Below are 22,756 nucleotides of genomic sequence, written 5' to 3' on the forward strand. Positions count from 1 at the left end.
CCTAATGATCACATTAACTTTCAAACGTCAGATATTCACTGCGGAAGTCCTGCAAATGCTTGAGCAGCGCTTTTTCATCAATTGCTTGAACGGAAGGACTACCGATTTCTTTCAGTAAAACCATGTGGATCATTCCATCCAATGCTTTTTTATCTTTTTTCATTCTTGAAATAAGGGCTTGATTCTCTAGTTCATTCCAGTCATCAATGGGATACCCCTGATGTTTCATCCACGTTTTCAATTCCTGAATCGGCAGGCTGCACCCATATATTCGTTCACTCACCCACATCGCAAAAAGCATCCCGACTGCAACGGCTTCTCCGTGGGTGATCTTGCCATATCCAAGCTCCGTTTCAATTGCATGACCTAAAGTATGGCCGAAATTCAAGTATTTACGGACCCCATACTCCTTTTCATCGATTTCCACGATCGACGCCTTAATCGCCATCCCTTTATATAAGTGTTGTGGAAAGCCCTGGTTTTCAATCAATTCACCTGGCTTGATCGACAGGATCTTCATGAAAAGTTCCTGATCATCCAAACATGCTTCCTTGATAATTTCAGCATAGCCTGAGCGAACTTCTTGATGAGGAAGCGTAGCCATCATATCAATATCATAGAGGACAAGCACCGGATGATGAAAACTGCCGATCATATTTTTCCCTTCAGGGTGGTTGATGGCGACCTTTCCTCCGACACTGCTGTCATGTGCCAGCAACGTTGTAGGCATCTGGACATAATCAATGCCTCTCATATAGGTCGCTGCAACGAATCCAGCGAGATCTCCGACAACTCCTCCACCTAAAGCGATGATCAGCGATTTCCGATCAAGGTTCTCCGCAATGCATGCATCCAGCAACTTCGAGTACCATTCCATGCTTTTAGATGCTTCACCTGCAGGTAGGATGAAAGATGCTACAGATTGTTGTGAGCTGAAAGACTTCTTCACTTCATCTAAATAAAGCGGTGCAACATTCTTATCCGTTACGATCAGAACATTTTGGTAGTGCGCGACCTTGCTGCCTATTTCATGCCTCAACCCATTTCCGATCTGGATGGGATATTGGCTGAAGTTTGTTTTTACAATCAATTCTTTTCTATTCAAAAGCATCTCACTTCTTCTCTGTAAGCATCAACTGCAGCTTTCATTCTTGGGAAGTGATCTGCAGGGAATTGTTCGGTCAAGGCTTTTGCCAATTCAAAAGCGACGATATGTTCCATTACCACTGATGCAGCAGGTACTGCGCATGAATCCGAACGCTCGATACTCGCGGCGAATGTTTCTTTCGTTTCGATATCGACGCTTTCAAGTGGTTTATAAAGCGTAGGGATCGGCTTCATGACACCTTTGACAACAATCGGCATTCCGGTTGTCATTCCACCTTCAAATCCACCTAGACGATTTGTTCTGCGGTAGAAGCCTCGATCTTCGGACCAATCAATTTCATCGTGGACTTCACTGCCTCTTTTTCTGGCTGCATCGAATCCGATTCCGAATTCTACCCCTTTGAATGCATTGATGCTTACGACAGAACCCGCAATTCGGCTGTCCAATTTACGGTCGTAATGTACATAAGAGCCTACACCGGGAGGCATGCCTTCAACATAGACTTCAGCAACGCCCCCGATCGAGTCTCCTTCCTTCTTTGCTTGATCGATCGCATCCATCATATCTTTCTCAACGCGTTGGTCCAGCGTACGAACTGGGGACGCCTCGGATGTTTTCACACGCTCGGAGAAAGGCATATCTATAAGCTCTTCAGCTTTTATTCCTCCAATCTCCTTCACATAACCGATCACTGAAATACCCAGTTCCTTCAATAGGATTTTTGCAACTGCTCCAGCTGCAACCCGGGCAGCGGTTTCTCTTGCAGACGAACGCTCGAGGACGTTCCTCATATCTCTGTGACCATATTTCATTGCACCATTCAAATCTGCATGACCTGGTCTTGGGCGGGATATGGTGCGTTTCACTTCCGCGCCTTCTTCCAATGGAGCTTCCCCCATGATATTTCTCCAATGCTTGAAGTCATCATTGTTTATGATAAGAGAAATCGGAGAGCCTAACGTGTATCCATGCCGGATACCCGCCGTGATTTCAACAAGATCCTTTTCGATCTGCATCCGTCGCCCTCTGCCGTATCCTCCTTGCCTGCGGATCAATGATTCGTTGATTTGGTCATTCGATACAGGTAAATGGGATGGAACCCCTTCTATGATGGTCGTCAATTGTTTTCCGTGTGATTCTCCCGCAGTCATGTAACGCATGCATGTACCTCCATCTGAAGAAATTTTATGTATTACTATATCATATCTTCTGAAAATTGTGAGACGTATGACAAATTGTATGCTGTGTAAACGAATACAAATCAAAAACGAATCTTTCGACCTATGTCAGCGGCGCTGGTAGAAAAACGTGTCTAAGACCTCCAGCCCATAATGTTTCGGTGAAAAAATCTGTTCCGTACTGCCTACAAAAAACACACCGCCAGGCTTAAGAGCATTGCTGAAATTCCTGTAGATCGTTTCTTTCGCTTCCTCTGTGAAATAAATCAGCACATTCCTGCAGACAATCAAATCGAATCCTGAGCCATAATCATCTGCGAGCAGGTTATGCTCCTTGAACCGGATACAACCCTTAAGTTTTTCGTCAATTTTATAGAAAGCCCCGTCTTTCGTAAAATACTTCTCTTTCATTTTCATCGGGATTTCCTTGAGGGATTTCTCCATGTAAACGCCTTTTTTTGCATACTTCAAGGCATTAATATCAAGGTCAGTTGCTACTATATCGATTTGGTTCAGTGGAAGATGCTCACTTAAAAGCATTGCAAGCGAATAGGGCTCTTCACCTGTCGAACATGCTGCACTCCACACCTTCAACCTCTTCGTCTGCTTCAGAAGTTCGGGGATAACTTTCTTATCGAGTATTTCCCACCGTTTGTAATTGCGATAGAACTCCGACACGTTGATTGTCATTCGGTCAAGGAACTCATCAAGCAGTGCGCTATCCTTTTTCAGCTGGCTGAAATAAGCATTGAAATCACCGAAACCCCGCTTCTCCCTCAGGGTGGTGAGCCTGCGTTTCATCTGTGCCTCTTTGTATTGGCCTAGATCGATTCCTGTGTGATGTTTCACATTGAGTATGAATTCATTGTAATCATTCTTCATTCTATTCTATCTCCTTCGAGCACTTCTCCCATTAGCTTATAAGATGCTTCATGCCTAGTAAAGTAAAAGATGGAGGGATTCAGCCAGATAACACTCAACTGCCCTTTTGTAACAAACTCCCTTACCTTTTACAGCAGTAAAGCAAAAGAGCAGCGTCACTGAATTGTGACACTGCTCTCCTTTCCATCAATTAGTAAACCCAATTGTGATCGTTTTTGTCGTAGCTGACAAGTTGTGCTTCTTCAAAGAATAGATCGATTTCACGCGCTGCACTTTCTGGCGAATCGGAACCATGGATGACGTTCTTTCCTACTGTAAGGCCATAGTCACCACGGATCGTTCCAGGTAATGCTTCCTGAGGGTTTGTTTTACCCATCATGTGACGTGCGGTAGCGATTACATTTTCGCCTTCCCAAACCATCGCAAATACTGGACCGGAAGTGATGAACTCGACTAGTTCACCGAAGAAAGGCTTATCGCTGTGCTCTCCGTAATGCTTTTCAGCAAGTTCTGTAGGGATCTGCATCAGCTTGGATCCTGCAAGTTTGAAACCTTTATCTTCGAAACGTGATACGATTTCACCGATAAGATTACGTTGTACACCGTCTGGTTTGATCATCAAAAAAGTTTTTTCCATTTTTACACCTCATCATTATGTAATTATTGAAAGCGCTTAAAAATAGTACCGTTAAAGATTCTATCAAATTATCGGAAAAGTAGCAATCCTATCATGATTTTCTTTTTCCAATATATTTAGCAATTCCACGTAAAGTTTGCTTGGTTCTGCCTGAAGGTAGGGTTTCCAGCGCATCATAGGCTTTTTGCAAATAGCGTTCACTTAATGCAAACGAACGGTCAATCGCATCACTGTGTTTGATTTGTTCGATAACGCTTGAAAGCTCGTCTTTCGTCACCGCTTCAGGATCATTCTTGAACAACTCTCTCAACTGGTCAGCAATACGGTCATCCTCCATCGCATACAGAACAGGCGCGGTAATGTTACCTTGAAGCAGATCACCACCGGCCGGTTTGCCCAATTCCTGTTCAGACGCCGTAAAATCCAATACATCATCGATGATCTGATAGGACATCCCTACATAATATCCATACTTGAAAAGAGCTCTTTCCTGTTCATATGGCACATTCGCAGCTATTGCACCGAGCCGGCAGCTTACAGCGATAAGCAGAGCGGTTTTCCGTTTGATTCGTCTTAAATATGTACGAAGGTTTTGATCGAGATGATATTTATCTTTAATCTGTTCAATTTCCCCGACACAGACCTCAACGATCGTTTTGGCAAGAATCTGATGCGCTCTCGGGTTATCCAGTTCAGACAAGCATTCCAATGAACGGGCGAAAATATAATCCCCCGTGTACATCGCAATCCGATTATCCCATTTTGACTTGATGGTCGGCTGGCCGCGTCGCAACTCAGCATCATCAATCACATCATCATGGACAAGGGATGCCATGTGGATCAATTCCAATGAAACCGCCACTGCTTTCATCCGTTCTAGCTGGTAATCACCGAATTTTCCCGCAAGCAGGACGAACACAGGTCGGATCCGTTTTCCACCAGCTTGTAATAACTGTGTGGATGCTTCCCTTAATACAGGGTGTTCTGCTTGTATCGTCTCATTGATCGATTCTTCGATCTGAGAAAGGTCTTGTTTTAAGAATGAATAGATCATCGCTAGTTTCATCGAGGTCACCCTTACACCATCTGATTATTTCTCACCCATGTGCATGGCTGCAACGCCACCTGTATAGGCTTTCACCACAACGTCAGTCAAACCTGCTTCCTCAAACATCCGCTTCAATGTTTGCTGATCAGGAAAATCTTTTGCTGATTCATGAAGCCAGCTGTACTCGTCATAGCTTTTGGCAAACACCCTGCCTAGTGCCGGCATGATATGTTTGAAATAAAGATAATATCCTTGTCGGAAAATCGGCATCGTCGGCTGTGACGTTTCCAGGCAGACGACCTTTCCACCTGGTTTGACTACACGCGCCATTTCTTTTAAAACCTGCTTATAGTCAGGAACATTGCGCAACCCGAAACCGATGGTGACGAAGTCAAACTGATCGTCTTCAAAAGGTAATGCCATGGCGTTACCATGCTGGAATTCCATTTGGAACTTTTTCGTAGCAAGCTTCTTTTTGATTGCCACTGAAAGCATGTTTTCACTGAAGTCCAGTCCGATGACTTTCCCTTGCTTTCCTACAGCATCCGCCAAAGCCACCGTCCAGTCACCAGTGCCACAACAAACGTCAAGAGCGTGGTCCCCTTGCTTCACCTGCATTCGCCGCATGACATCTTTTCGCCATGCTTTATGTCTCTGGAAAGAAATGACGGAATTCATTGTGTCATACCGGTCATAGATTTTTTCAAATACGTGATGCACGCGTTCTTCCTTCGATTGCTGCATTGATTATCCCTCTTCTGCGACTTGATTCTGGTACCTGTGATCATACAAGGTAGAGTTAGCATAGTTTTTAAGCGTCTGGAAGTGCAACGGCAATTGAGCGATCGTTACCTCCAGGCGTTTCATATTTTTCTGTATCATACTTTCCACGTGTCTCATCATCTGGGTGGAAGTGAAGTTCGCGATCGGACTCTTCATCAATGAATCGAACAGTGGCGAAAAACCGGATTGCTGCATGTTTCTTTTCTCGTTCAGCAGCTTTTTGGTCAGCAGCCATTCACTGGCCATGTCATTGATGGACGTCCTTTTCACATGTGAAGCTACACGCTGGATCAATAACGATTCGATATCCTTCAAGGCAGTCATGAATTCCTGGAAGGACTCCACGTCTTTATAATATAAATCCACTTTCAGCTCATTGATTTCCTTGATCGCAGATGCAAGGGTGTGGATCATTGATATGTCATCCAGTTCTGAGAGCAGATAATAATACATCCCACTGTAGTAGTCTCCAGCCAGTACTGTAAGCTGCCGGCTTTTGACCGTCTCTTTATCGTCCCCATGGTCGGAAAGTGTGACGAGGTCATGAGTATCTAGAGCGATCTGCACGAGCATTGTAGTGATGATATACTGCTCCTTTTTAACCTCTGAAAAAGAAGTATCATCCATGATCGAAGACAGGATCATCAATTTATCTTCATCAATGACAGCCTCCGGTATGAACCGCGCCAAAAAAGGATGGCGAACATGCGCTGCTATTTTATTTTTTATGTTTTGGATATCGATATTCAACGTTTGCACCTGCATCACCCGTATCCTTTCTTGTGCATGGCCAAGCCACCCGTATTATAGCATAGAATACATAAAATGGCTTACTGGAATAGGCTTGTCGTATGATCAGTCGTCTTTTTCATTCGTCACTTCACCATGGCTCGTCTGGATCAAAGCTTTTCCCCGGATCTTTACAGCCGACGTATGTTCAGTGAACTGTGCTATCATCACTTCACCCTTATCGAGCTTTTCGGAGTGATGGAAACGAGTGTCTGTACCTCTAGTCAGACCGATGACCTGGACCCCATCCTCCAATGCTTTTATAACAAAAAAATCTGTGCCAGTCAGGTTCATTTTTCCTTCTCCTCTCTTATCTGATTCCTACTATGGAGGACATCATACCCCTTGTCAAACAACTAGCATGGTGCGTTTATGTAATAGTTTAGCTAAGTAGAAGCGGTTTCATCCATTTCACAGAAAAGAAAAAGGGTGCGCATAATGGCACCCTTTCCTGGCCCTATGTAATAGGATTATTTTACAGCATCCTTAAGGGCTTTTCCTGGTTTAAATGCAGGAACTTTGCTTGCAGCGATATCGATCTCTGCACCAGTTTGTGGGTTGCGTCCTTTACGAGCCGCACGCTCACGTACTTCGAAGTTCCCGAAACCAATCAATTGTACTTTTTCACCATCTTTAAGTGAATCCATGATAGAATCGAATACGGAATCTACAGCTTTAGTAGCATCCTTTTTAGAAAGCTCAGCTTTTTCAGATACAGTATTGATTAGATCTGTCTTGTTCATGACATTCACCTCCTCTCGGGTGATATTGGATTGCCAGGATGGAATGTCCATCCGTTGATGACAATTTTATTAAAGGCATCATCGATTAAGATGACATGCCTTATATTAAACGAGTTTCAAAGGAAATTCAATAGAGATCTTCCTAAGAATCGCTTAATACCGCTTTTCAGGGCACTTTCTGCCCTCAACGGTACATGAATCTTAACATACTGACTTTTTATGTGCAAGAGGTCATGAACCGTTGATATGACTGGATTCAGCGAGTGTGAACATTCGCCTACATACGATATTACGACATATTGGAACAAATATCCTGCAAAATGTGAAAAAATATCAAAAAAAATCATTGAAATACCCATTTTTATCCGCTTCGACCATACAAATACCGACTTTCACGTAAATGAGAGACCTGGAAAAAAGTTCACAAAAAAATAAAACGGCCCCGTTAAGAGCCGTTAAAGGATGATTGCGATCATACCACCAGATCCTTCATTGATGATACGTTCCAAAGTCTCTTTCAATTTATACCGGGCATTTTCCGGCATAAGAGCCAGCTTCGCCTGGATTCCTTCTCTTACGATCGAGCTGAGCGATCTGCCGAAGATATCGGAATTCCAAATCGATAGCGGATCATCTTCAAAGTCCTGCATCAAATATCTGACCAATTCCTCACTTTGCTTCTCTGTACCTATGATTGGAGAAAATTCAGACTGTACATCCACTTTCACCATGTGGATCGACGGTGCGACCGCTTTAAGACGTACACCGAATCTCGAGCCTTGACGGATGATTTCCGGCTCATCGAGAGCCATATCATGCAATGTCGGTGCTGCGATTCCATATCCGGTCTGTTTCACCATGTTCAACGCATCTGCAACCTGGTCATATTCCCGCTTCGCATGAGCGAAATCCTGCATGATCTGAAGCAGGTGATCTCTACCGCGTATTTCTTCCCCTACAATCTCTTTCAGTACGATATCATAGAGATGGTCGGGAGCATGCAAGTCGATTTCCGCTACCCCGTCTCCCAATTCCATACCTGAGAGATTAGCTCTGGAGATATATTCATATTCGTCAAAGTTGCCTACTACTCTGTCTACATCCCTGAGACGTTTAATGTCCTGGACTGTTTCTTCAATCGCAGTCTGGAAGTTGGTACGCAGCCAATGATCTTCATCGAGCACCATCACCCAGCTAGGAAGATTGACGTTGACTTCAAGTACTGGGAACTCATACAACGCTTCACGCAAGACACTATAAACGTCCTCTTCACGCATACTTTCCACTGATTGAGCAAGTACAGGGATATCATATTTTTCGCTTAGTTGCTGGCGAAGTAAATCCGTTTCCTGATGATACGGTTTAACAGAGTTGATAATCATGATGAACGGTTTGCCCACTTCTTTCAGTTCATTCACAATTCGTTCCTCAGCATCCACATAATCACTTCTGGAAATTTCCCCGATGGAACCATCCGTGGTTACTACTACACCGATCGTAGAGTGATCCTGAATCACTTTCCTTGTTCCGATTTCTGCCGCTTCATGGAAAGGAATTGCTTCCTCATACCAAGGTGTATGAATCATCCTTGGACCATTCTCATCTTCATATCCGACAGCCCCGGTTACGGCGTACCCGACACAATCCACCAATCGAATGTTTACATCCAATCCCTCATCGACACTCACTGAAACTGCATTGTTCGGGACGAACTTCGGCTCTGTCGTCATGATTGTCTTTCCTGCTGCACTTTGAGGCAGTTCATCCAATGCCCTTTCCCTCTCAGAACCTTCAGGCATTTGAGGAAGTACGACCAGTTCCATGAATTTTTTGATGAAGGTGGACTTACCCGTTCTGACCGCTCCTACTACTCCTAGATAGATATCTCCATTCGTCCGCTTGGAAATATCCTTGAAAATATCGACCTTTTCCAAAAGATCCCCTCCTGATCTGCATCGACTCATAATCCGTAATACGAGCTATGACACTATGATTCTATGACGTTGTCCTATTGGATTATGACTGATTTCATAGGATTATTTCATAAAACTTAGAAAACCTGGCTTGTCGCCAAGTAGTTATGGCGAAAGCCTTCGTATTTTCTTTCACTTTACTCCTTTAACTAAGTTGACTTTTTTAAAATAAAAAAATGCATAAGAGCGATACCCTTTCCAGGGCACTCTCTTATGCATATGATTCACCTCATGCTTCTATGCTTCCGGCATGAAAACAGGTTCGCCGTCCTTGACTGTGTATGGTATGGAATAGGCTGGAACAAACGGCGCATGGTCTACGAGCAGATACCTGATATCATCGCCATTTTTATAGTCATGGTCATATTCCTGAAGGAACTGATAAAGATCCTTGCGGTAATCGATCAGCAAATTCCCTTCTGAGTCCAGGTAGATCGGCAACAACTTCTGAGAATAAGGGCTTGTTACGGTAGGTGGACTGTCCATCCCAATCTTCTTATGATCAATATCATAGATCCCTTTGGAAATCTGAGTATCGAATGGAGGGTATTTGTTTTCACTGCGATAGGCATCGATCCGATATTTCAACGATCTCAGCTCTTCAGCAAGACGGAGGTCAAGAACCTTCACTGTCGGCTGATCATCAGGTCTTATGATGACATACTGGTAGATTCCTCCATTTTCAAAAGCACTCCCCGGCGCTTCTGTAATCAGATTCTTCTCTTTCAATTTACTGAAGTCAATTGGATACTTCTGAAAGATCGGGGTGTCCTGATCTTTTGTTTTAATCGGAAGCAAGCCTTGCTCGGCTTCCTTATATTTGAGTACCGCTTCCTGGATCATTTCAAGCTGCGTTTCATTCGGCACCTGATTTTTAGACAAACGGTTTTCAGGATACAGACAACCGCTCAACAACAGCAAGGTCAATGATAGGACAATTAAACGTACATAGTTCATTTTAAGCCTCCTCATCTAAGCTCCTGTTGGACCACTGAATACAATATAGAAGATGATGATGCCTGCAAGTAACATGAATATGTATGCAAAAATAGCTACGATCACTGAAAATACACCTGTCAACTTCATTCTGCTCCACATGATCAATCCGATTGCAAGAAACATGAAAATCATTCCCGCAAAGGAGATGTACATGTTCAACATAGCTGGTGACATTCGAAGTCTCCTCCTTAGATAGTGCTGTATTACCCGTCAGGTATTATACCACATTGCCTGTCCGACAGGAAATGCCCGTCATGATTGCACACGAAAACAAGACTGCGACGTTTGTTCAGACGGAGTTCGTTATCTATACGGCATAACTGTCAGGAGAATCGCACCATCTTATTACATGTAGATCGATTCCCTGAAGCTTACCGTTTCCGTCTTCACTTAGTCGCAGTCCCTTTTTGTGACTAGATCATTCCCAGAAAACAGCTCAAATAGTATAGTCGCTGCGAGTTATTCTATGCTTATTTTGGTGCGGCTGTATCCTCACGTGCCTATTCGAACCGTTATTTCTTGAATAATTGATTCAAACTGTTCATGTCCAATGGCATATTCTGATTGACGATTGCTTTGACAATCTTATCTTCTTTTTCTTTCGAAACCGGTTTATTCGCCATTCTGGACAATTGCCTGATCAATTTCCGTACCGTCTTTTCATCAGAGAAATCTGCATTTTTGACGGAGTCGGCAACCTTAAATATTTCATCGGGTGAAATATTGGATTTATTCTGGATCTGATCGAACATATTCTTTTGAAAACCACTCACAAGAAGTCCCTCCTCAGTGCATTCATTCATCACAGTATATGCACAGTAGGAAAGAGTGTGAGCGTTAGGAATACTGGTTATCCAGGATATTGCTCAAGTCTTCCATCTCATGTCGGCGTCCTCTCGTCATCAGCTGATCGACGACATCTTTAGGATCCGCTTTATCAAAAAGAATTTTATAAATCCCCTGGGTGATCGGCATTTCCACTTCTTGTTCCTGTGATAGCTGGTAGGCTGCCTGGGTTGTCCGTACCCCTTCGACTACCATGCCCATTTCGTCAAGTACCTGATCAAGATCATTCCCTCTCCCTAACAGGTTCCCAGCTCTCCAGTTCCTGCTGTGGGAACTTGTACAAGTGACAATAAGGTCACCTACACCAGTAAGACCGGCAAAAGTCAGAGGATTCGCCCCTAAGGAACCACCCAATCGCGCGATTTCAGCCAGGCCACGGGTGATCAGTGCCGCTTTCGCATTATCCCCATATCCGAGGCCATCAGAAATACCTGCTCCAAGCGCGATGATGTTTTTCAACGATCCTCCAAGCTCAACCCCGATCATATCAGGGGATGTATAGACTCGGAAGTTTTCGTTGATGAAAAGATCTTGCACTTCCTGAGCAAGTTCCAGTTGAGAAGATGAAACTGTCACGGTTGTCGGCTGTCGTTGAATGACCTCCTCCGCATGGCTGGGTCCGGAAAGTACGACAATCCCTTTCCTTTTCTCTTCAGGGACTTCTTCTTCGATTACCTGAGAGACACGTTTGAACGTTCCAGGCTCGATGCCTTTAGAAGCATGGGTGATCGTAACAGCGTCATTGATCAAAGGAACCAATTGCTTGCTTACTTCACGGATCGCTTTTGTCGGTGTGACCATGATGATATGCTCGACTTGATCGATCGCTTCCTCCAAGTTATGAAATGCGACGATTGCTTCAGGCAGCCTGCTGCCCTTCAAGTATTTTTCATTCGTATGGTTTTGATTGATTTCATCTGCCTGTTCCTTGCGATGGGACCATAATTGAACATCATGTCCATTATCGGCCAGTACCAGGGATAATGCTGTCCCCCAGCTTCCTGCTCCTAATACAGCTACTTTACTCATCGAACCTGCCCCTTTCATCAATTACGTTTTCTAGCATAAATCTTGATCGGTGTACCCTCGAATCCGAAAGCATCTCTGATCCTGTTTTCCAGGAAACGTTCATATGTGAAGTGCATCAATTCCGGTTCATTAACAAATACGACGAAAGTTGGCGGCTTTACAGACACCTGCGCGGCATAGAAGACTTTCAAACGCTGCCCTTTGACCGTAGGTGTCGGGTTCATGGCAAGTGCATCCATGATGACTTCGTTCAGTACATTCGTCTGCACTCGTTTAGCGTGGTTCTCACTAGACTGAAGCACTTTCGGAAGTAACGTGTGTATGCGCTTTTTCGTCTTGGCGGAAAGAAATACGATCGGCGCGTAGTCCAAGTACTGGAAGTGCGCGCGTACTTTCTGTTCAAACTCTTTCATCGCTTTTTCGTTCGATTCGACGGTGTCCCATTTATTAACGACGATGACAACGGCCTTACCGGCTTCATGGGCATAACCTGCGATCTTTTTATCCTGTTCGATGATCCCGGTTTCCGCATCGATCAGCGCGAGGACGACATCAGATCGTTCAATCGCTCTCAACGCACGCATGATACTGTATTTCTCGGTCGATTCATACACTTTCCCTTTTTTACGCATTCCTGCTGTATCAATGATGACAAAGTCTCTTCCATCCTTGGTAAACGGCGTATCGACAGCATCACGTGTCGTTCCAGCAATATCACTGACAATGACCCGTTCCTGACCGATCATCGCATTCACGAGCGACGATTTCCCTACATTCGGTCTACCAATCAGGCTGAAGCGGATTGTTTCATCATCCTCTTCCGTCTGTTCTCTTTCAGGGAAATGTCGGACGACTTCATCGAGCAGATCACCAAGTCCCAATCCATGTGTACCGGAAATAGGAAACGGTTCGCCGAATCCTAACGAATAGAATTCATAAATTTCTTCTCTCATTTCAGGATTGTCCACTTTATTCACTGCAAGAACGACCGGTTTATTGGACTTGAACAATAATTTCGCTACCTCTTCATCTGCACCGGTAATTCCGTCGCGACCATTCACCATGAATATGATGACGTCCGCTTCATCAATTGCCACTTCTGCCTGATGTCTCATCTGTACAAGTAGCGGTTCATCTCCAATTTCAATGCCCCCTGTATCAATGACATTGAAGGTAGTAGTCAACCATTCCCCACTAGCATAAATACGATCCCTTGTTACTCCAGGGATATCTTCTACAATCGATATACGCTCTCCAACCAGACGATTGAAGATCGTCGATTTACCTACATTCGGCCTTCCTACGATGGCCACCGTTGATTTTCTCATGGTCAGGCACATCCTTTCTGCATGACTGTTATTTATTATTCCACTAATTCCGATTGCTGAAAAGTAAAAAAATACTGTTCCGCTTCAGAAGGTGCTATCGTTTCACACCAATCCAAAGGAAGAACAGCGTCGTGTAAGAAACATTAACCACATTATTTTAGCAAAATAAAGCATCCTTCACAATCTTTTTTCAGTTGATGGAGCAGAAACATCGCATCAATGCTTGACAATGATATAGAGATCTTCACTTAATGCATGTGCAATTCCGTCGATGATTGCCTCCAGGTTTGCTGCAACTTTCTCCATCTCCGTATGATCCTTGCAATAGAAGATCGGCATTCCACCACCGACTCTGTTTCTTGATTTATCTGTCGTAACAGCTGCCAGAATCGCTTTTTCTATCTTCATTACCCTTCACTTCCTTTTCCCTCTGTTTTCTGCTCAGAAGGCATTCGGATCGCATTTTCCAGTACAGGGACGGCGCCAATGATCTCTTTCGCTCGTTCAATATCTTTATGCTGGGGAAGGATGAATACTCCGATCCTGCCGTCATCCAAGTCCCTCTTGATCAAAGGCACAAGAGCAGGCGTCCCTGAATCGCGGAATACACCCAAGGACACGGAGACATCGTGAAGAATCGCCTGACGTTGCCCCAGGTTTGCAATCGTTGATCGGACATTGAAATTTTTCGGGGTGAGAACGAACCCCATACCATATTTAAGAATCTCTTCCTGGCGTTCTGGCAACCCGATATTCATGATATAAATATTATCAACATATAACCCAGCCCCTTCAAAATGAGGAGCCTTATATTCAATCTCAACAATATCTTTCATTGTCGAACCACTCATCAGTTTCTTGGCCACTATAAATGTGACTACCGCGAGGATACACGCAACCCATAAATTGAATGCCAAGTAAGCGAAAGTCACGATGAACGATGTGAAGATTACGAGGTAATTCCGCCCTTCAAACGCAACCGCTATCCCTTCGATATACGTATTTCCACGAGGGACAAGCTCATATGAATCCAGTTCAGTCAATGTATTCCTCTCCATATTACGGACTTCTCTGAACTGTGAAGCTGCAAGGGTCAGAAAAGTAACAGCGGTGAATTCCTTTTCCATTATGGAAGGGATAGCGACTGTGCCTAATGACGCAGCAATGAATCCTAAGGATATGTGTATGACCTTTCCATGCAGATAGGTCGGATACTGACGATAGTCCGTCCTAAGCATAATCAGCCTGACACCTGTTCCAACAAGGATCCCGAACAGGATAGGATAGGTGTATTCGTTCATATATACAGACAGCTCCATTTCCACTATTGATCGTTGTGAATCACTCCTCTAACAGTATGTTGTTTCACAATAGGATTTAAACATCATAAATAGCCGACAAAGGTTCAAACTAAGGGATAAGGAGGGATGAATGATGGGCAAAGATCGTCAGGAAAAGAAACTGAAGAAAGAAAGACGCGTGGAATCAGACAGAGATGTGAAAAGTCATGCCAAAGGCAAAACTTTCATTGAAGAAAAATAATACGACTGTAGACCTGCATTTAACATACTTGAAGTATGTAAACTGGTTCACTTCCAGTTAGGTTTACATTAGAAAGACCGGGTTTGTCGCCAAGTACTTTTGGCGAAAGGCTAAGTATTTTCTATTCCTTTAATAAAGTTAAACTTTCTTAAAGTACAAAAAAAGCAGAGGCTCGTGCCTCTGCTTTAAGATAGTAAATTATCGTTGATCGATCCAATTTTTCATATCTCCACGAATAACATGCGGCTTTCCGTTGAAGTCTTTGACATGGTCTATGTCAAGGAGCATCATCGCCATTTTGATTTCTCGGTGAATGTGCTCAATTTTAGAAACCAATGCCTCCTGCCCTTCTTCTATCATAACTTTCAGCAGACTTCCAGCCATCCCGAAAGCATCGGCACCAAGCAGGAGTGATTTTACTCCATCAAGACCGTTCCGGATTCCACCGGAGGCAATGACATGCACATCAGGCACTTGCTTAGATACCTCAACAATCGAAACCGGAGTTGGAATTCCCCAGTTTTCGAATGAAATCATCGGGTCGTTCCTGCGTAGATTTTCCACTTTCGAAAAATTGGTTCCACCGCTTCCTCCGACATCGATATGGCGCACACCGAGATCGTACAACTGGTTGGCTGTTTCTTTGGAAACACCATAGCCGACTTCCTTAATGATCACCGGCACGTGAAGCCCTTGTACAATCGCTTCTATATGTTTCAAGCGCATTCGGAAGTCCCGGTCACCTTCAGGCATAATCAATTCCTGAAGCGTGTTGAGATGGATTTGTAAAGCGTTTGCCTCAATCATATCGACAGCCTCTTTTGCCTGGTCCAGTGTGGCTTCACTTCCTACATTCGCGAAAATGACTCCATCCGGATTCGCTTTACGTACCACTTCGTATGTGCTCCGCTCTTCTTTATTTTTTATCGCGGACATTTGTGATCCTACAGCCATCCCTATACCGGTCCTTTTTGCAGCTTCAGCCAATGATTGATTAATTTCTTCTGTTTTTTTCCCGCCTCCACCAGTCATCGCATTGACAAAAAGGGGCGAACTTAAATTAAGTTCGCCCACGTTCGTCTTCAATTGTAAATCTTCCCAATTCTGAGCAGTCAGGCTTTGATGAACGATATCAATATCATCAAAGTAACTACGCTCTGATTTGGAATGACTTAGTGCATGGCGGATATGGTCGATCTTTCTTTCAGCTCTCGACATACCCTTATCACCACTAGTTTTTATATTTATCTAACTGATCACCAATCATATCCCCAAGCTGGAAGCCGGAGTGGTCATCTTCTTTTTCATACTGCTTGATTTCCTGTCTGCTTTCTTCGCGTTCCAGTTCTTTGATGCTCAAAGATAGACGCTTTGCCTGTTCGTCGACATCAAGTACTTTGACTTTCACTTCCTGACCGACTTCAAGCACTTCACCCGGTGTACCGATGTGACGGTTGGCAATCTGGGAAATGTGTACGAGACCTTCAACGCCAGCGAATACTTCGACGAATGCACCGAAGCTTACTAGACGCTTTACAGTTCCATCAAGGACTGCACCTTGCTGGACTTTCGCTTCAAGGTCTGCCCATGGTCCTGGTTGTGTTTCTTTCAAGGAAAGGGAAATGCGTTCATTGTCGCGATCGACTGACAATACCTTCACCTTGATTTTCTGTCCTTCTTCAACGACATCGGAAGCTTTTTCCACGTGTTCATGGGACAGTTGGGAGATATGTACGAGACCGTCAATACCCCCAAGGTTTACAAATGCACCGAAGTCAGTGATTCGCTGCACTGTACCTTCAACAACTTTCCCTTCTTCCAATGACTGAAGGACTTCCTGCTTTTTCGTAGACTCTTCTGCTTCTACTACAGCACGATGGGAAAGGATGACACGATTCTGTTCACGGTCAAGTTCCACCACTTTCAATGTCAGTGGCTTCCCTTTATATTCTTCAAAGTTTTCGACATAGTACGTTTCTACAAGAGATGCTGGAATAAAACCGCGCAAACCGACATCGACGACAAGGCCACCCTTGACGATGTCTTTCACTTCGGCTTCAAAGATTTCTCCGCTATCGTATTTCTGTTCAAGGTCTTCCCAGGCTTTATCCGCATCTACTGCGCGCTTGGAAAGAACGATTTCATCGTCTTCAGCTTTCTTGACCTGAAGCTTCAGTTCATCCCCTTCACTTACGACATCAGAAGCTTTTTCCACGTGTAGGCTAGAAAGTTCACTGATCGGAACAATACCCTCCACTTTATATCCGATATCTACGAGGACTTGTTTTTCTTCTACTTTGACAACCTTTCCAGTTACGATGTCACCAGTAGAGAATTCTTGCATTCCTGAAACTTCTTGATTCATTTCATCCATACAAAGCTACCTCCTTCAAAATCCGACACTACCTCACAATAGAAATGTCCTTTTGTCTAACTTCTAATATTTGCGTGTATTTGTCAAGTGATTACACTTTTTTTACACTTGTTTTTTCGTAAGTTTTTCAATCTCGGACATGATCAAATCAGTGACAACCTGAGCAGAAGCCTTTTCTTCCCGCATTGCAGTCAGGTCAATCGGTTTTCCGTAGACCACCTTCAGAGATTTGAACTTCTTATATGGTCCGATGATGGCACATGGTACGACCGAAGCCTCGGAGCGAAGTGCAAAAAAACCAGCACCTGCCAGACCTTTGCCTACTTTACCGTCCTTACTCCTTGTACCTTCAGGAAAGAGACCCAATGTCTCTCCATCATCCAGCGCTTTCAATCCTTGACGCAATGCATTCCGATCACGCATCCCACGCTTGACGGGAAATGCATGCAGACCGGTCAATAGCTTATTAAGGAATTTATTACGGAACAATTCTTCTTTCGCCATGAAATAGATATCGCGACTGGATGTGATTCCGACGATTGGTGGATCCAGATTCGAAATATGGTTGGAGCAGATGATGACTGGTCCGTTAGAAGGTATATTTTCTTTCCCATATACTTTGATTCTGTATAACGGGTAGAAAATCACACTACAGACCAGCTTGCCGAATTTATATAAGTTCACCTCAGAACCTCCCCCTTATTGCACACGATCCGCTATTGCAGAAAGGATTTTATCCACGACTTCATCAATGGACAGGGAAGTCGTATCGATTTCAATTGCATCCTCTGCTTTTACTAACGGAGCAATTTCCCGTTTCGAATCGATTTCGTCTCTTTTTCGAATCTCTTCTTTTAATTCGCTTAAATCAGACGGAAATCCTTTTTCTATATTCTCTTTATGTCTTCTTTCTGCACGTTCCTGCACAGAGGCAATCATGAAAATCTTCACTTCTGCATCAGGGATGACATGCGTACCGATGTCCCTGCCATCCATGACAACACCGCGTTCAGCAGCAAGTTGCTGTTGGCGTTTCACCATTTCTTCTCGGACTTTTCCGTGTTTAGCAGCAAAGGATACATTCGTCGTGACATCCTGCTGGCGGATTTCTCTGGATACATCCCTTTCATCCACGTACACATGCTGTCCATCGTTCTCCATTACAAGATCGATCGATATTTGCATCAGCTGTTGATAGACAGCATCTTCGTCATGCAAATCAACACCGCTCTCCAGTGATTTCCATGTTAACGCACGATACATTGCTCCAGTATCGATATAGACATAGCCAAGCTGGTGTGCAACCTTCTTCGCTACTGTACTCTTCCCCGCTGCGGCCGGTCCATCAATTGCTACCGCTATTTTCTTATTCATTCGACTCCCTCGCTTTCCAAATGTACAACAGGTCATATGAATGGCGCACTTTCCGGGAAAGCGCGCCATGACCTTGAACTAACAGTTGCCTCTGTTTCTCAGGTATCCTTCAGAATCATAACACAACCCCGAATTAAAAATCCATCCTGTCCGTTGCTGGCTGCTGGTTGAATACACCCAGATACTCCTGGATCGGATGAAGCTGCCATACCCATTCCGTTTCCAGCAATAAAAATTGGCAAAGGAGCAATAACAGCCCATGAATCAAAATCAACGACAGAATGATCCTTTCAATCCTCTTCATCCAGATACACTTCCTTGGTCAGTAATTTTCTTTTCTTCTTAAATCCAATTGCCTTTCAAAACAGAATTGAACGATATCCTGTCGTGAAGCATCTGCAATGACCGAAAACTCGATCGCTGCCTTGTCACGATTACGTCCGCTTCCCTCCAGAATCTTCAACACGCGGCCCTCTGCATCTATGTATTTATAACTTCCATTATTCATGGCCAGCACGAATGTTAAATGGATGAGATCGGATCTATTCACATTATGTTTCGGTGGTAATAGGACAGAGGTTCCTCCTCCACTCACATCGAATGTAATCGTAGTGAAGGGCTGAAAGTTCCCCTCCAGTGGATGAGCAGCAGTATCGATCGCAGTTTCCACGCGCACATATTTTCTCCGCTGTATTTTCATCATTTTATCTTTTCCAGGAAAGTGCAGGACAAGGACAGGGATCTTTTTCTTTTTTCTGGCGATGATTTCGGTCTCGAACATATAGACAGCCTGATCATTCCCCATCAGTTTCACCTTGAATTGGGTGCCTTCAAAAAATATACTCGTCCTTCCAGTCCGCTCACTGATAGGATAATCGACATACAGATAATTATTTTTCAAGTCGACGATTTTACATTTATATACATCATGGTGTGACTGATCATCATGCTCTAATTCAAGCGATATTGGCGCGCCGATTTTGAACATAGGTATCCTCTTCTTTCTATAGGTAATATTCCATAAGACGATTATCTCAAAAAAAGAAGAAAAGGGAAAGGTGTGACCCCTTCCCATCAGACGGATTCAGCAAATTTCATTTCCGCAGCTTTAAGCTTCTCGACCTTTTCTTCCTGCCCATTTTCAGCATTGATAAAGATGCGATATGTTTCATTACCCATCGTTCCTAGAAATTCATAGCACAACACTTCTTCATTCAAGTCGTTTTCAATGACTGCCAGGTGCTGCTCCTGAATATCTACAGATGGATTGACTTTCTCCCGTGCCTCCTCTTCAGAATAAGAAGGATCAGGTAACGTACGCTCCTGATGATTACTGAAGTAATCCTTGGCAGACATTGCTATTACATCGCCATTATCGAGTGCGACCTTGATCTGTATCGAATCCGGGAAGATCCTCACATCATCCTGCACCGGTACGAACGTGTACACACCGACCCGTTCATATTGACTGCTCTGGATCAGATCCATTTCCGGAAATTTCAATTGTTCAATGAAGGACTGCGACTTTTCGATCCCTTCATATAAGCTGATCTTTGAATCCTCGACTGGACGACTGACCATAAGAGTTAAAGGGTGTCCGCCTTTTTCAGAAAGATCTGCATAGGCGTTCTTATCCCCTTTGTTATAGGAGACAGAGTAGGTTGGTACATCTGCACCTTTGCCACTCTTCGCTACAGTGATTTTCTGTTTTTCTTTCACATTGAAAAGCTTCCTGGCAATTTCCTTTGCATCTCCCTCGGAAATCTTTTCACCTGTTATGCCTTTGAAATCATTGCTTTCGTTTGATACACCGGTAATGGACGGACCGGAGTTCCCTTCCTCGTAACCTGAGACAGTTTTTTCCACTGTTTTGAAACCATCGATGATCGTATTATCCCCCTGTTGATCGTTCGTGGCTAAAGCCAATTGAACATCCATCCAGCGTAAATTATTTTCAAGTACCATATGCTGTACTTTTCTCAATTCATTATTGATGGTACCGCTTTGCTCATAAAGTTTCTCTAAGTGTTTGACTTCATCTTCTGACAACGGTTCTTTTTCAAGATCTCTTATGGCTGTACGATAAGTGAAGTCACCGATATCATATAGAAATTCCTCCGTCTTATTGAAAGGGAGAAGTGCCAGTGGCAACTGACCTACATCCGAATGTGCTTCGGAGGTGATCCTCCATATGTTTGCAAGTTCCGGTGACAACTGCTTTCTTGTATTCATCGCCAAAACCGTTCCGATTTTATCATGCATGAGATCCATATTGAAGCTTAATTCATGGAAGGCTCTCTGATAGTTATTCTCCGCCTGGATCAGGACCGCATTTTTGTCCTGATGCTCCTGATATCCCCAGATCCCAGCTCCTACAACACCGACTGTCAAGATTGTTATTAATATCCAACGAATCATTGTACCACCACCTTATTTACAGAAAATGTGCTTCCCGATTTGTTTGATCTGAGGACGTGACCATATCCAGCTGGAAGTCGCTGTATTTGGATTGAAATAATAGAGTGCATTCTGGGAAGGGTCCCAGCCATTCATGGCGTCCATTACAGCCTGTTTAGCCTTTTCATCAGGCGTAAGCCATATTTGACCATCTGCCACTGCTGTAAACGCTCTCGGCTCGAAAATGACTCCTGAAACCGAATTAGGAAACGTAGTGCTCTCCACTCTGTTCAGGATGACTGCAGCTACCGCTACCATGCCTACATAAGGCTCACCTCTCGCTTCCCCATGAACAGCATTGGCCATCAATTGGATATCATTCTGCGAGTACCCGCTTGGAACGTTGACTGCAGTAGGGTTGTTCGGCTTTTCTTCAGCAGCTCCGCCTCCCTGCTGTGTCGTTCCACCGCCTTTTGATTGCTTTTCCTTAGAGACGCCTCCGTAGTGAGTGAACTTATTACCTTTACGAATCTGTTCCTTTACGTACCCTTTATCATAGTTACTTGCTTCCACCAGTTTTTGCTTCGTTTCCTGTCCTGCCAGGCCATCCACTTCCATGCCGAATTCATATTGGAAGTTTCTAAGTGCCCAATAGGTGCCCCAACCGAATACACCATCGATTTTTCCATTGTAGAAACCGAGATACTGCAATCTTGCCTGCAGTTCAATGACATCATCCCCGACTGCACCCTGTTGGATGATTTGGTTGGAGAATGCATTTGCAGGCTCGGATGGATGGGTCGTAGTTAATGTGAATACCAAGATAACAGATAAACCTATATACAGCATTGTCTTTTTAACGATCATGGATGCCTTCCACCTCACGGACCTCTTTGATTTTTTGTTTATGTTTGTAGGGATATCTTTTGAGGAAAAACCGGATTTATACATTGTTTCCATAATCAAATTAAGGAATGGAGACATAAAAAAACACATGGAACAGTTCGTTCACATGTGTCAGGAGGATTTCATATGGAAATGTTGGTGCCGATTGGCGATCCGTAGTTTTCTGATTCCTATCAACCATAACAGGATCATAAAAGGTATCATGATATAGATCCACTGTTTCATGCCCGAAGACAATATGACATCAAATACACTATGAAGTCCGACCGGGACAAATAAGGCTAAGAATAAGCACCACCGTTGATTGGTGTCTTTGAATTTCGCTTTTCCTATGTAGTAACCCATGATCAATCCGAACAAAGCATGGGAGGATACAGGAAAGATGGCTCTTCCCCAGGCGTATTCAATTCCATTTGCGAAGAGATAGATGATATTCTCAACCGTAGCGAATCCCAGGCTGATTGCTACTCCATATATGATTCCGTCGTAATGGTGATCAAATGCCCCATGTTTATATACAACGAAAATGAATACGAACCATTTGAAGAATTCCTCAAGAAGCCCTGCTAGGATGATCGACTCTAAAATTGGTGACCCGAGGACTCCCTCCGTTCTGAATGCGTACTGAATGAACATTAACGGAAACACAAGTACCATCCCGAGTATGAACGTACGGAAAATGAGAGGCAAAGGTTCAAGCTCGATCTTCTTATTCAGATAAATGAACGTCATAATTGCGACTACTGGAGCAGTCGCAAAGATTAAAATGGCCAGCATAACCAAGAAGCCTCTCTTTCCTCCCTGAATAATTCAATCGTAC

27 protein-coding genes are annotated in these 22,756 nt (G+C 43.8%); 1 reads left to right on the top strand and 26 read right to left on the bottom strand.

What is annotated here, in order from left to right; genetic code table 11:
- Nucleotides 1-13: 13 nt before the first annotated feature.
- The 17 genes from aroB to ACFQ2J_RS04725 form a co-directional block, all read right to left on the bottom strand.
- Nucleotides 14-1,111 (bottom strand): 3-dehydroquinate synthase, encoded by a 1,098-nt coding sequence (gene aroB / locus ACFQ2J_RS04645; RefSeq protein ID WP_386057019.1) that lies wholly within the window; start codon nucleotides 1,109-1,111, stop codon nucleotides 14-16.
- Nucleotides 1,102-2,268 carry a chorismate synthase gene (aroC, locus tag ACFQ2J_RS04650; protein ID WP_386057021.1) on the bottom strand — a complete coding sequence of 389 codons (1,167 nt, stop codon included), beginning with the start codon at nucleotides 2,266-2,268 and terminating at the stop codon, nucleotides 1,102-1,104. The genes aroB and aroC overlap by 10 nt, the downstream gene beginning before the upstream one ends.
- A gap of 126 nt (nucleotides 2,269-2,394) precedes the next feature.
- On the bottom strand, nucleotides 2,395-3,168 hold the full coding sequence (locus ACFQ2J_RS04655; protein WP_386057022.1) for a CheR family methyltransferase: 774 nt from the start codon (nucleotides 3,166-3,168) through the stop codon (nucleotides 2,395-2,397).
- A 190-nt stretch (nucleotides 3,169-3,358) separates the two neighbouring features.
- A complete protein-coding gene (ndk, locus tag ACFQ2J_RS04660) occupies nucleotides 3,359-3,805 on the bottom strand; it encodes a nucleoside-diphosphate kinase (protein WP_386057024.1) in 447 nt (148 codons plus the stop codon).
- A gap of 91 nt (nucleotides 3,806-3,896) precedes the next feature.
- Nucleotides 3,897-4,871 carry a heptaprenyl diphosphate synthase component II gene (gene hepT / locus ACFQ2J_RS04665; RefSeq protein ID WP_386057026.1) on the bottom strand — a complete coding sequence of 325 codons (975 nt, stop codon included), beginning with the start codon at nucleotides 4,869-4,871 and terminating at the stop codon, nucleotides 3,897-3,899.
- Nucleotides 4,872-4,895: 24 nt separating this feature from the next.
- Entirely contained in the window at nucleotides 4,896-5,597 is a 702-nt protein-coding gene (locus ACFQ2J_RS04670; protein WP_386057028.1) for a demethylmenaquinone methyltransferase, read from the bottom strand.
- Nucleotides 5,598-5,600: 3 nt separating this feature from the next.
- The gene (locus tag ACFQ2J_RS04675; protein WP_386057030.1) at nucleotides 5,601-6,401 is read right to left on the bottom strand and encodes a heptaprenyl diphosphate synthase component 1; all 801 of its coding nucleotides are present in this window, start codon (nucleotides 6,399-6,401) and stop codon (nucleotides 5,601-5,603) included.
- Between the two features lie 90 nt (nucleotides 6,402-6,491).
- Nucleotides 6,492-6,719, bottom strand: coding sequence for a trp RNA-binding attenuation protein MtrB (gene mtrB, locus ACFQ2J_RS04680; protein ID WP_386057032.1), 228 nt, complete (start codon nucleotides 6,717-6,719; stop codon nucleotides 6,492-6,494).
- Nucleotides 6,720-6,895: 176 nt separating this feature from the next.
- The gene (locus ACFQ2J_RS04685; protein ID WP_386057034.1) at nucleotides 6,896-7,168 is read right to left on the bottom strand and encodes an HU family DNA-binding protein; all 273 of its coding nucleotides are present in this window, start codon (nucleotides 7,166-7,168) and stop codon (nucleotides 6,896-6,898) included.
- Nucleotides 7,169-7,623: 455 nt separating this feature from the next.
- Nucleotides 7,624-9,102: a stage IV sporulation protein A gene (gene spoIVA / locus ACFQ2J_RS04690; protein WP_386057036.1), complete on the bottom strand. Its 1,479-nt coding sequence runs from the start codon at nucleotides 9,100-9,102 to the stop codon at nucleotides 7,624-7,626.
- A 276-nt stretch (nucleotides 9,103-9,378) separates the two neighbouring features.
- Entirely contained in the window at nucleotides 9,379-10,098 is a 720-nt protein-coding gene (locus ACFQ2J_RS04695; protein ID WP_386057038.1) for a hypothetical protein, read from the bottom strand.
- 15 nt (nucleotides 10,099-10,113) lie between these two features.
- On the bottom strand, nucleotides 10,114-10,314 hold the full coding sequence (locus tag ACFQ2J_RS04700; protein ID WP_386057040.1) for a DUF2768 domain-containing protein: 201 nt from the start codon (nucleotides 10,312-10,314) through the stop codon (nucleotides 10,114-10,116).
- 338 nt (nucleotides 10,315-10,652) lie between these two features.
- Nucleotides 10,653-10,913, bottom strand: coding sequence for a stage VI sporulation protein F (locus ACFQ2J_RS04705; RefSeq protein ID WP_386057042.1), 261 nt, complete (start codon nucleotides 10,911-10,913; stop codon nucleotides 10,653-10,655).
- Between the two features lie 64 nt (nucleotides 10,914-10,977).
- A complete protein-coding gene (locus ACFQ2J_RS04710; protein WP_386057043.1) occupies nucleotides 10,978-12,015 on the bottom strand; it encodes an NAD(P)H-dependent glycerol-3-phosphate dehydrogenase in 1,038 nt (345 codons plus the stop codon).
- Between the two features lie 17 nt (nucleotides 12,016-12,032).
- Nucleotides 12,033-13,343: a ribosome biogenesis GTPase Der gene (der, locus tag ACFQ2J_RS04715; protein ID WP_386057045.1), complete on the bottom strand. Its 1,311-nt coding sequence runs from the start codon at nucleotides 13,341-13,343 to the stop codon at nucleotides 12,033-12,035.
- Nucleotides 13,344-13,559: 216 nt separating this feature from the next.
- Nucleotides 13,560-13,751, bottom strand: coding sequence for a capping complex subunit for YIEGIA (locus tag ACFQ2J_RS04720; RefSeq protein WP_386057047.1), 192 nt, complete (start codon nucleotides 13,749-13,751; stop codon nucleotides 13,560-13,562).
- On the bottom strand, nucleotides 13,751-14,644 hold the full coding sequence (locus ACFQ2J_RS04725; protein WP_386057049.1) for a YIEGIA family protein: 894 nt from the start codon (nucleotides 14,642-14,644) through the stop codon (nucleotides 13,751-13,753). Before ACFQ2J_RS04725 ends, ACFQ2J_RS04720 begins: the two co-directional genes overlap by 1 nt.
- 133 nt (nucleotides 14,645-14,777) lie before the next feature.
- Between ACFQ2J_RS04725 and ACFQ2J_RS04730 the strand changes: the two genes are divergently transcribed.
- On the top strand, nucleotides 14,778-14,885 hold the full coding sequence (locus ACFQ2J_RS04730) for a YpzI family protein (protein WP_386057051.1): 108 nt from the start codon (nucleotides 14,778-14,780) through the stop codon (nucleotides 14,883-14,885).
- Nucleotides 14,886-15,083: 198 nt separating this feature from the next.
- Here ACFQ2J_RS04730 and fni read toward each other — a convergent pair whose 3' ends face one another.
- From fni to prsW, 9 genes are all read right to left on the bottom strand, one after another.
- The gene (gene fni / locus ACFQ2J_RS04735; protein WP_386057052.1) at nucleotides 15,084-16,103 is read right to left on the bottom strand and encodes a type 2 isopentenyl-diphosphate Delta-isomerase; all 1,020 of its coding nucleotides are present in this window, start codon (nucleotides 16,101-16,103) and stop codon (nucleotides 15,084-15,086) included.
- A 13-nt stretch (nucleotides 16,104-16,116) separates the two neighbouring features.
- Nucleotides 16,117-17,259, bottom strand: a complete 1,143-nt coding sequence (rpsA, locus tag ACFQ2J_RS04740; RefSeq protein WP_386057054.1) for a 30S ribosomal protein S1 — start codon at nucleotides 17,257-17,259, stop codon at nucleotides 16,117-16,119.
- 102 nt (nucleotides 17,260-17,361) lie between these two features.
- The gene (locus ACFQ2J_RS04745; protein WP_386057056.1) at nucleotides 17,362-17,943 is read right to left on the bottom strand and encodes a lysophospholipid acyltransferase family protein; all 582 of its coding nucleotides are present in this window, start codon (nucleotides 17,941-17,943) and stop codon (nucleotides 17,362-17,364) included.
- A gap of 15 nt (nucleotides 17,944-17,958) precedes the next feature.
- Nucleotides 17,959-18,633 (bottom strand): (d)CMP kinase, encoded by a 675-nt coding sequence (gene cmk / locus ACFQ2J_RS04750; protein ID WP_386057057.1) that lies wholly within the window; start codon nucleotides 18,631-18,633, stop codon nucleotides 17,959-17,961.
- 133 nt (nucleotides 18,634-18,766) lie between these two features.
- On the bottom strand, nucleotides 18,767-18,937 hold the full coding sequence (locus tag ACFQ2J_RS04755; protein WP_386057059.1) for a DUF5359 family protein: 171 nt from the start codon (nucleotides 18,935-18,937) through the stop codon (nucleotides 18,767-18,769).
- Nucleotides 18,938-18,955: 18 nt separating this feature from the next.
- Complete coding sequence (locus ACFQ2J_RS04760) at nucleotides 18,956-19,621, bottom strand: flagellar brake protein (RefSeq protein ID WP_386057061.1); 666 nt, start codon at nucleotides 19,619-19,621, stop codon at nucleotides 18,956-18,958.
- A gap of 86 nt (nucleotides 19,622-19,707) precedes the next feature.
- Entirely contained in the window at nucleotides 19,708-21,051 is a 1,344-nt protein-coding gene (gene ypeB, locus ACFQ2J_RS04765; protein ID WP_386057063.1) for a germination protein YpeB, read from the bottom strand.
- Nucleotides 21,052-21,063: 12 nt separating this feature from the next.
- The gene (gene sleB / locus ACFQ2J_RS04770) at nucleotides 21,064-21,897 is read right to left on the bottom strand and encodes a spore cortex-lytic enzyme (protein WP_386057065.1); all 834 of its coding nucleotides are present in this window, start codon (nucleotides 21,895-21,897) and stop codon (nucleotides 21,064-21,066) included.
- 150 nt (nucleotides 21,898-22,047) lie between these two features.
- Nucleotides 22,048-22,713: a glutamic-type intramembrane protease PrsW gene (gene prsW, locus ACFQ2J_RS04775; protein ID WP_386057067.1), complete on the bottom strand. Its 666-nt coding sequence runs from the start codon at nucleotides 22,711-22,713 to the stop codon at nucleotides 22,048-22,050.
- Nucleotides 22,714-22,756 lie beyond the last annotated feature (43 nt).

This window comes from Thalassobacillus hwangdonensis (assembly GCF_042675915.1).
Lineage (GTDB): Bacteria > Bacillota > Bacilli > Bacillales > Halobacillaceae > Thalassobacillus_A > Thalassobacillus_A hwangdonensis.

Coding starts and splice junctions, on each gene's coding strand:
- aroB (WP_386057019.1), bottom strand. CDS start 1,111: ATGCTTTTGAATAGAAAAGAATTGATTGTAAAAACAAACTTCAGCCAA.
- aroC (WP_386057021.1), bottom strand. CDS start 2,268: ATGCGTTACATGACTGCGGGAGAATCACACGGAAAACAATTGACGACC.
- ACFQ2J_RS04655 (WP_386057022.1), bottom strand. CDS start 3,168: ATGAAGAATGATTACAATGAATTCATACTCAATGTGAAACATCACACA.
- ndk (WP_386057024.1), bottom strand. CDS start 3,805: ATGGAAAAAACTTTTTTGATGATCAAACCAGACGGTGTACAACGTAAT.
- hepT (WP_386057026.1), bottom strand. CDS start 4,871: ATGAAACTAGCGATGATCTATTCATTCTTAAAACAAGACCTTTCTCAG.
- ACFQ2J_RS04670 (WP_386057028.1), bottom strand. CDS start 5,597: ATGCAGCAATCGAAGGAAGAACGCGTGCATCACGTATTTGAAAAAATC.
- ACFQ2J_RS04675 (WP_386057030.1), bottom strand. CDS start 6,401: ATGCAGGTGCAAACGTTGAATATCGATATCCAAAACATAAAAAATAAA.
- mtrB (WP_386057032.1), bottom strand. CDS start 6,719: ATGAACCTGACTGGCACAGATTTTTTTGTTATAAAAGCATTGGAGGAT.
- ACFQ2J_RS04685 (WP_386057034.1), bottom strand. CDS start 7,168: ATGAACAAGACAGATCTAATCAATACTGTATCTGAAAAAGCTGAGCTT.
- ACFQ2J_RS04695 (WP_386057038.1), bottom strand. CDS start 10,098: ATGAACTATGTACGTTTAATTGTCCTATCATTGACCTTGCTGTTGTTG.
- ACFQ2J_RS04700 (WP_386057040.1), bottom strand. CDS start 10,314: ATGTCACCAGCTATGTTGAACATGTACATCTCCTTTGCGGGAATGATT.
- ACFQ2J_RS04710 (WP_386057043.1), bottom strand. CDS start 12,015: ATGAGTAAAGTAGCTGTATTAGGAGCAGGAAGCTGGGGGACAGCATTA.
- der (WP_386057045.1), bottom strand. CDS start 13,343: ATGAGAAAATCAACGGTGGCCATCGTAGGAAGGCCGAATGTAGGTAAA.
- ACFQ2J_RS04720 (WP_386057047.1), bottom strand. CDS start 13,751: ATGAAGATAGAAAAAGCGATTCTGGCAGCTGTTACGACAGATAAATCA.
- ACFQ2J_RS04725 (WP_386057049.1), bottom strand. CDS start 14,644: ATGAACGAATACACCTATCCTATCCTGTTCGGGATCCTTGTTGGAACA.
- ACFQ2J_RS04730 (WP_386057051.1), top strand. CDS start 14,778: ATGGGCAAAGATCGTCAGGAAAAGAAACTGAAGAAAGAAAGACGCGTG.
- fni (WP_386057052.1), bottom strand. CDS start 16,103: ATGTCGAGAGCTGAAAGAAAGATCGACCATATCCGCCATGCACTAAGT.
- rpsA (WP_386057054.1), bottom strand. CDS start 17,259: ATGGATGAAATGAATCAAGAAGTTTCAGGAATGCAAGAATTCTCTACT.
- cmk (WP_386057057.1), bottom strand. CDS start 18,633: ATGAATAAGAAAATAGCGGTAGCAATTGATGGACCGGCCGCAGCGGGG.
- ACFQ2J_RS04755 (WP_386057059.1), bottom strand. CDS start 18,937: ATGAAGAGGATTGAAAGGATCATTCTGTCGTTGATTTTGATTCATGGG.
- ACFQ2J_RS04760 (WP_386057061.1), bottom strand. CDS start 19,621: ATGTTCAAAATCGGCGCGCCAATATCGCTTGAATTAGAGCATGATGAT.
- ypeB (WP_386057063.1), bottom strand. CDS start 21,051: ATGATTCGTTGGATATTAATAACAATCTTGACAGTCGGTGTTGTAGGA.
- sleB (WP_386057065.1), bottom strand. CDS start 21,897: ATGATCGTTAAAAAGACAATGCTGTATATAGGTTTATCTGTTATCTTG.
- prsW (WP_386057067.1), bottom strand. CDS start 22,713: ATGCTGGCCATTTTAATCTTTGCGACTGCTCCAGTAGTCGCAATTATG.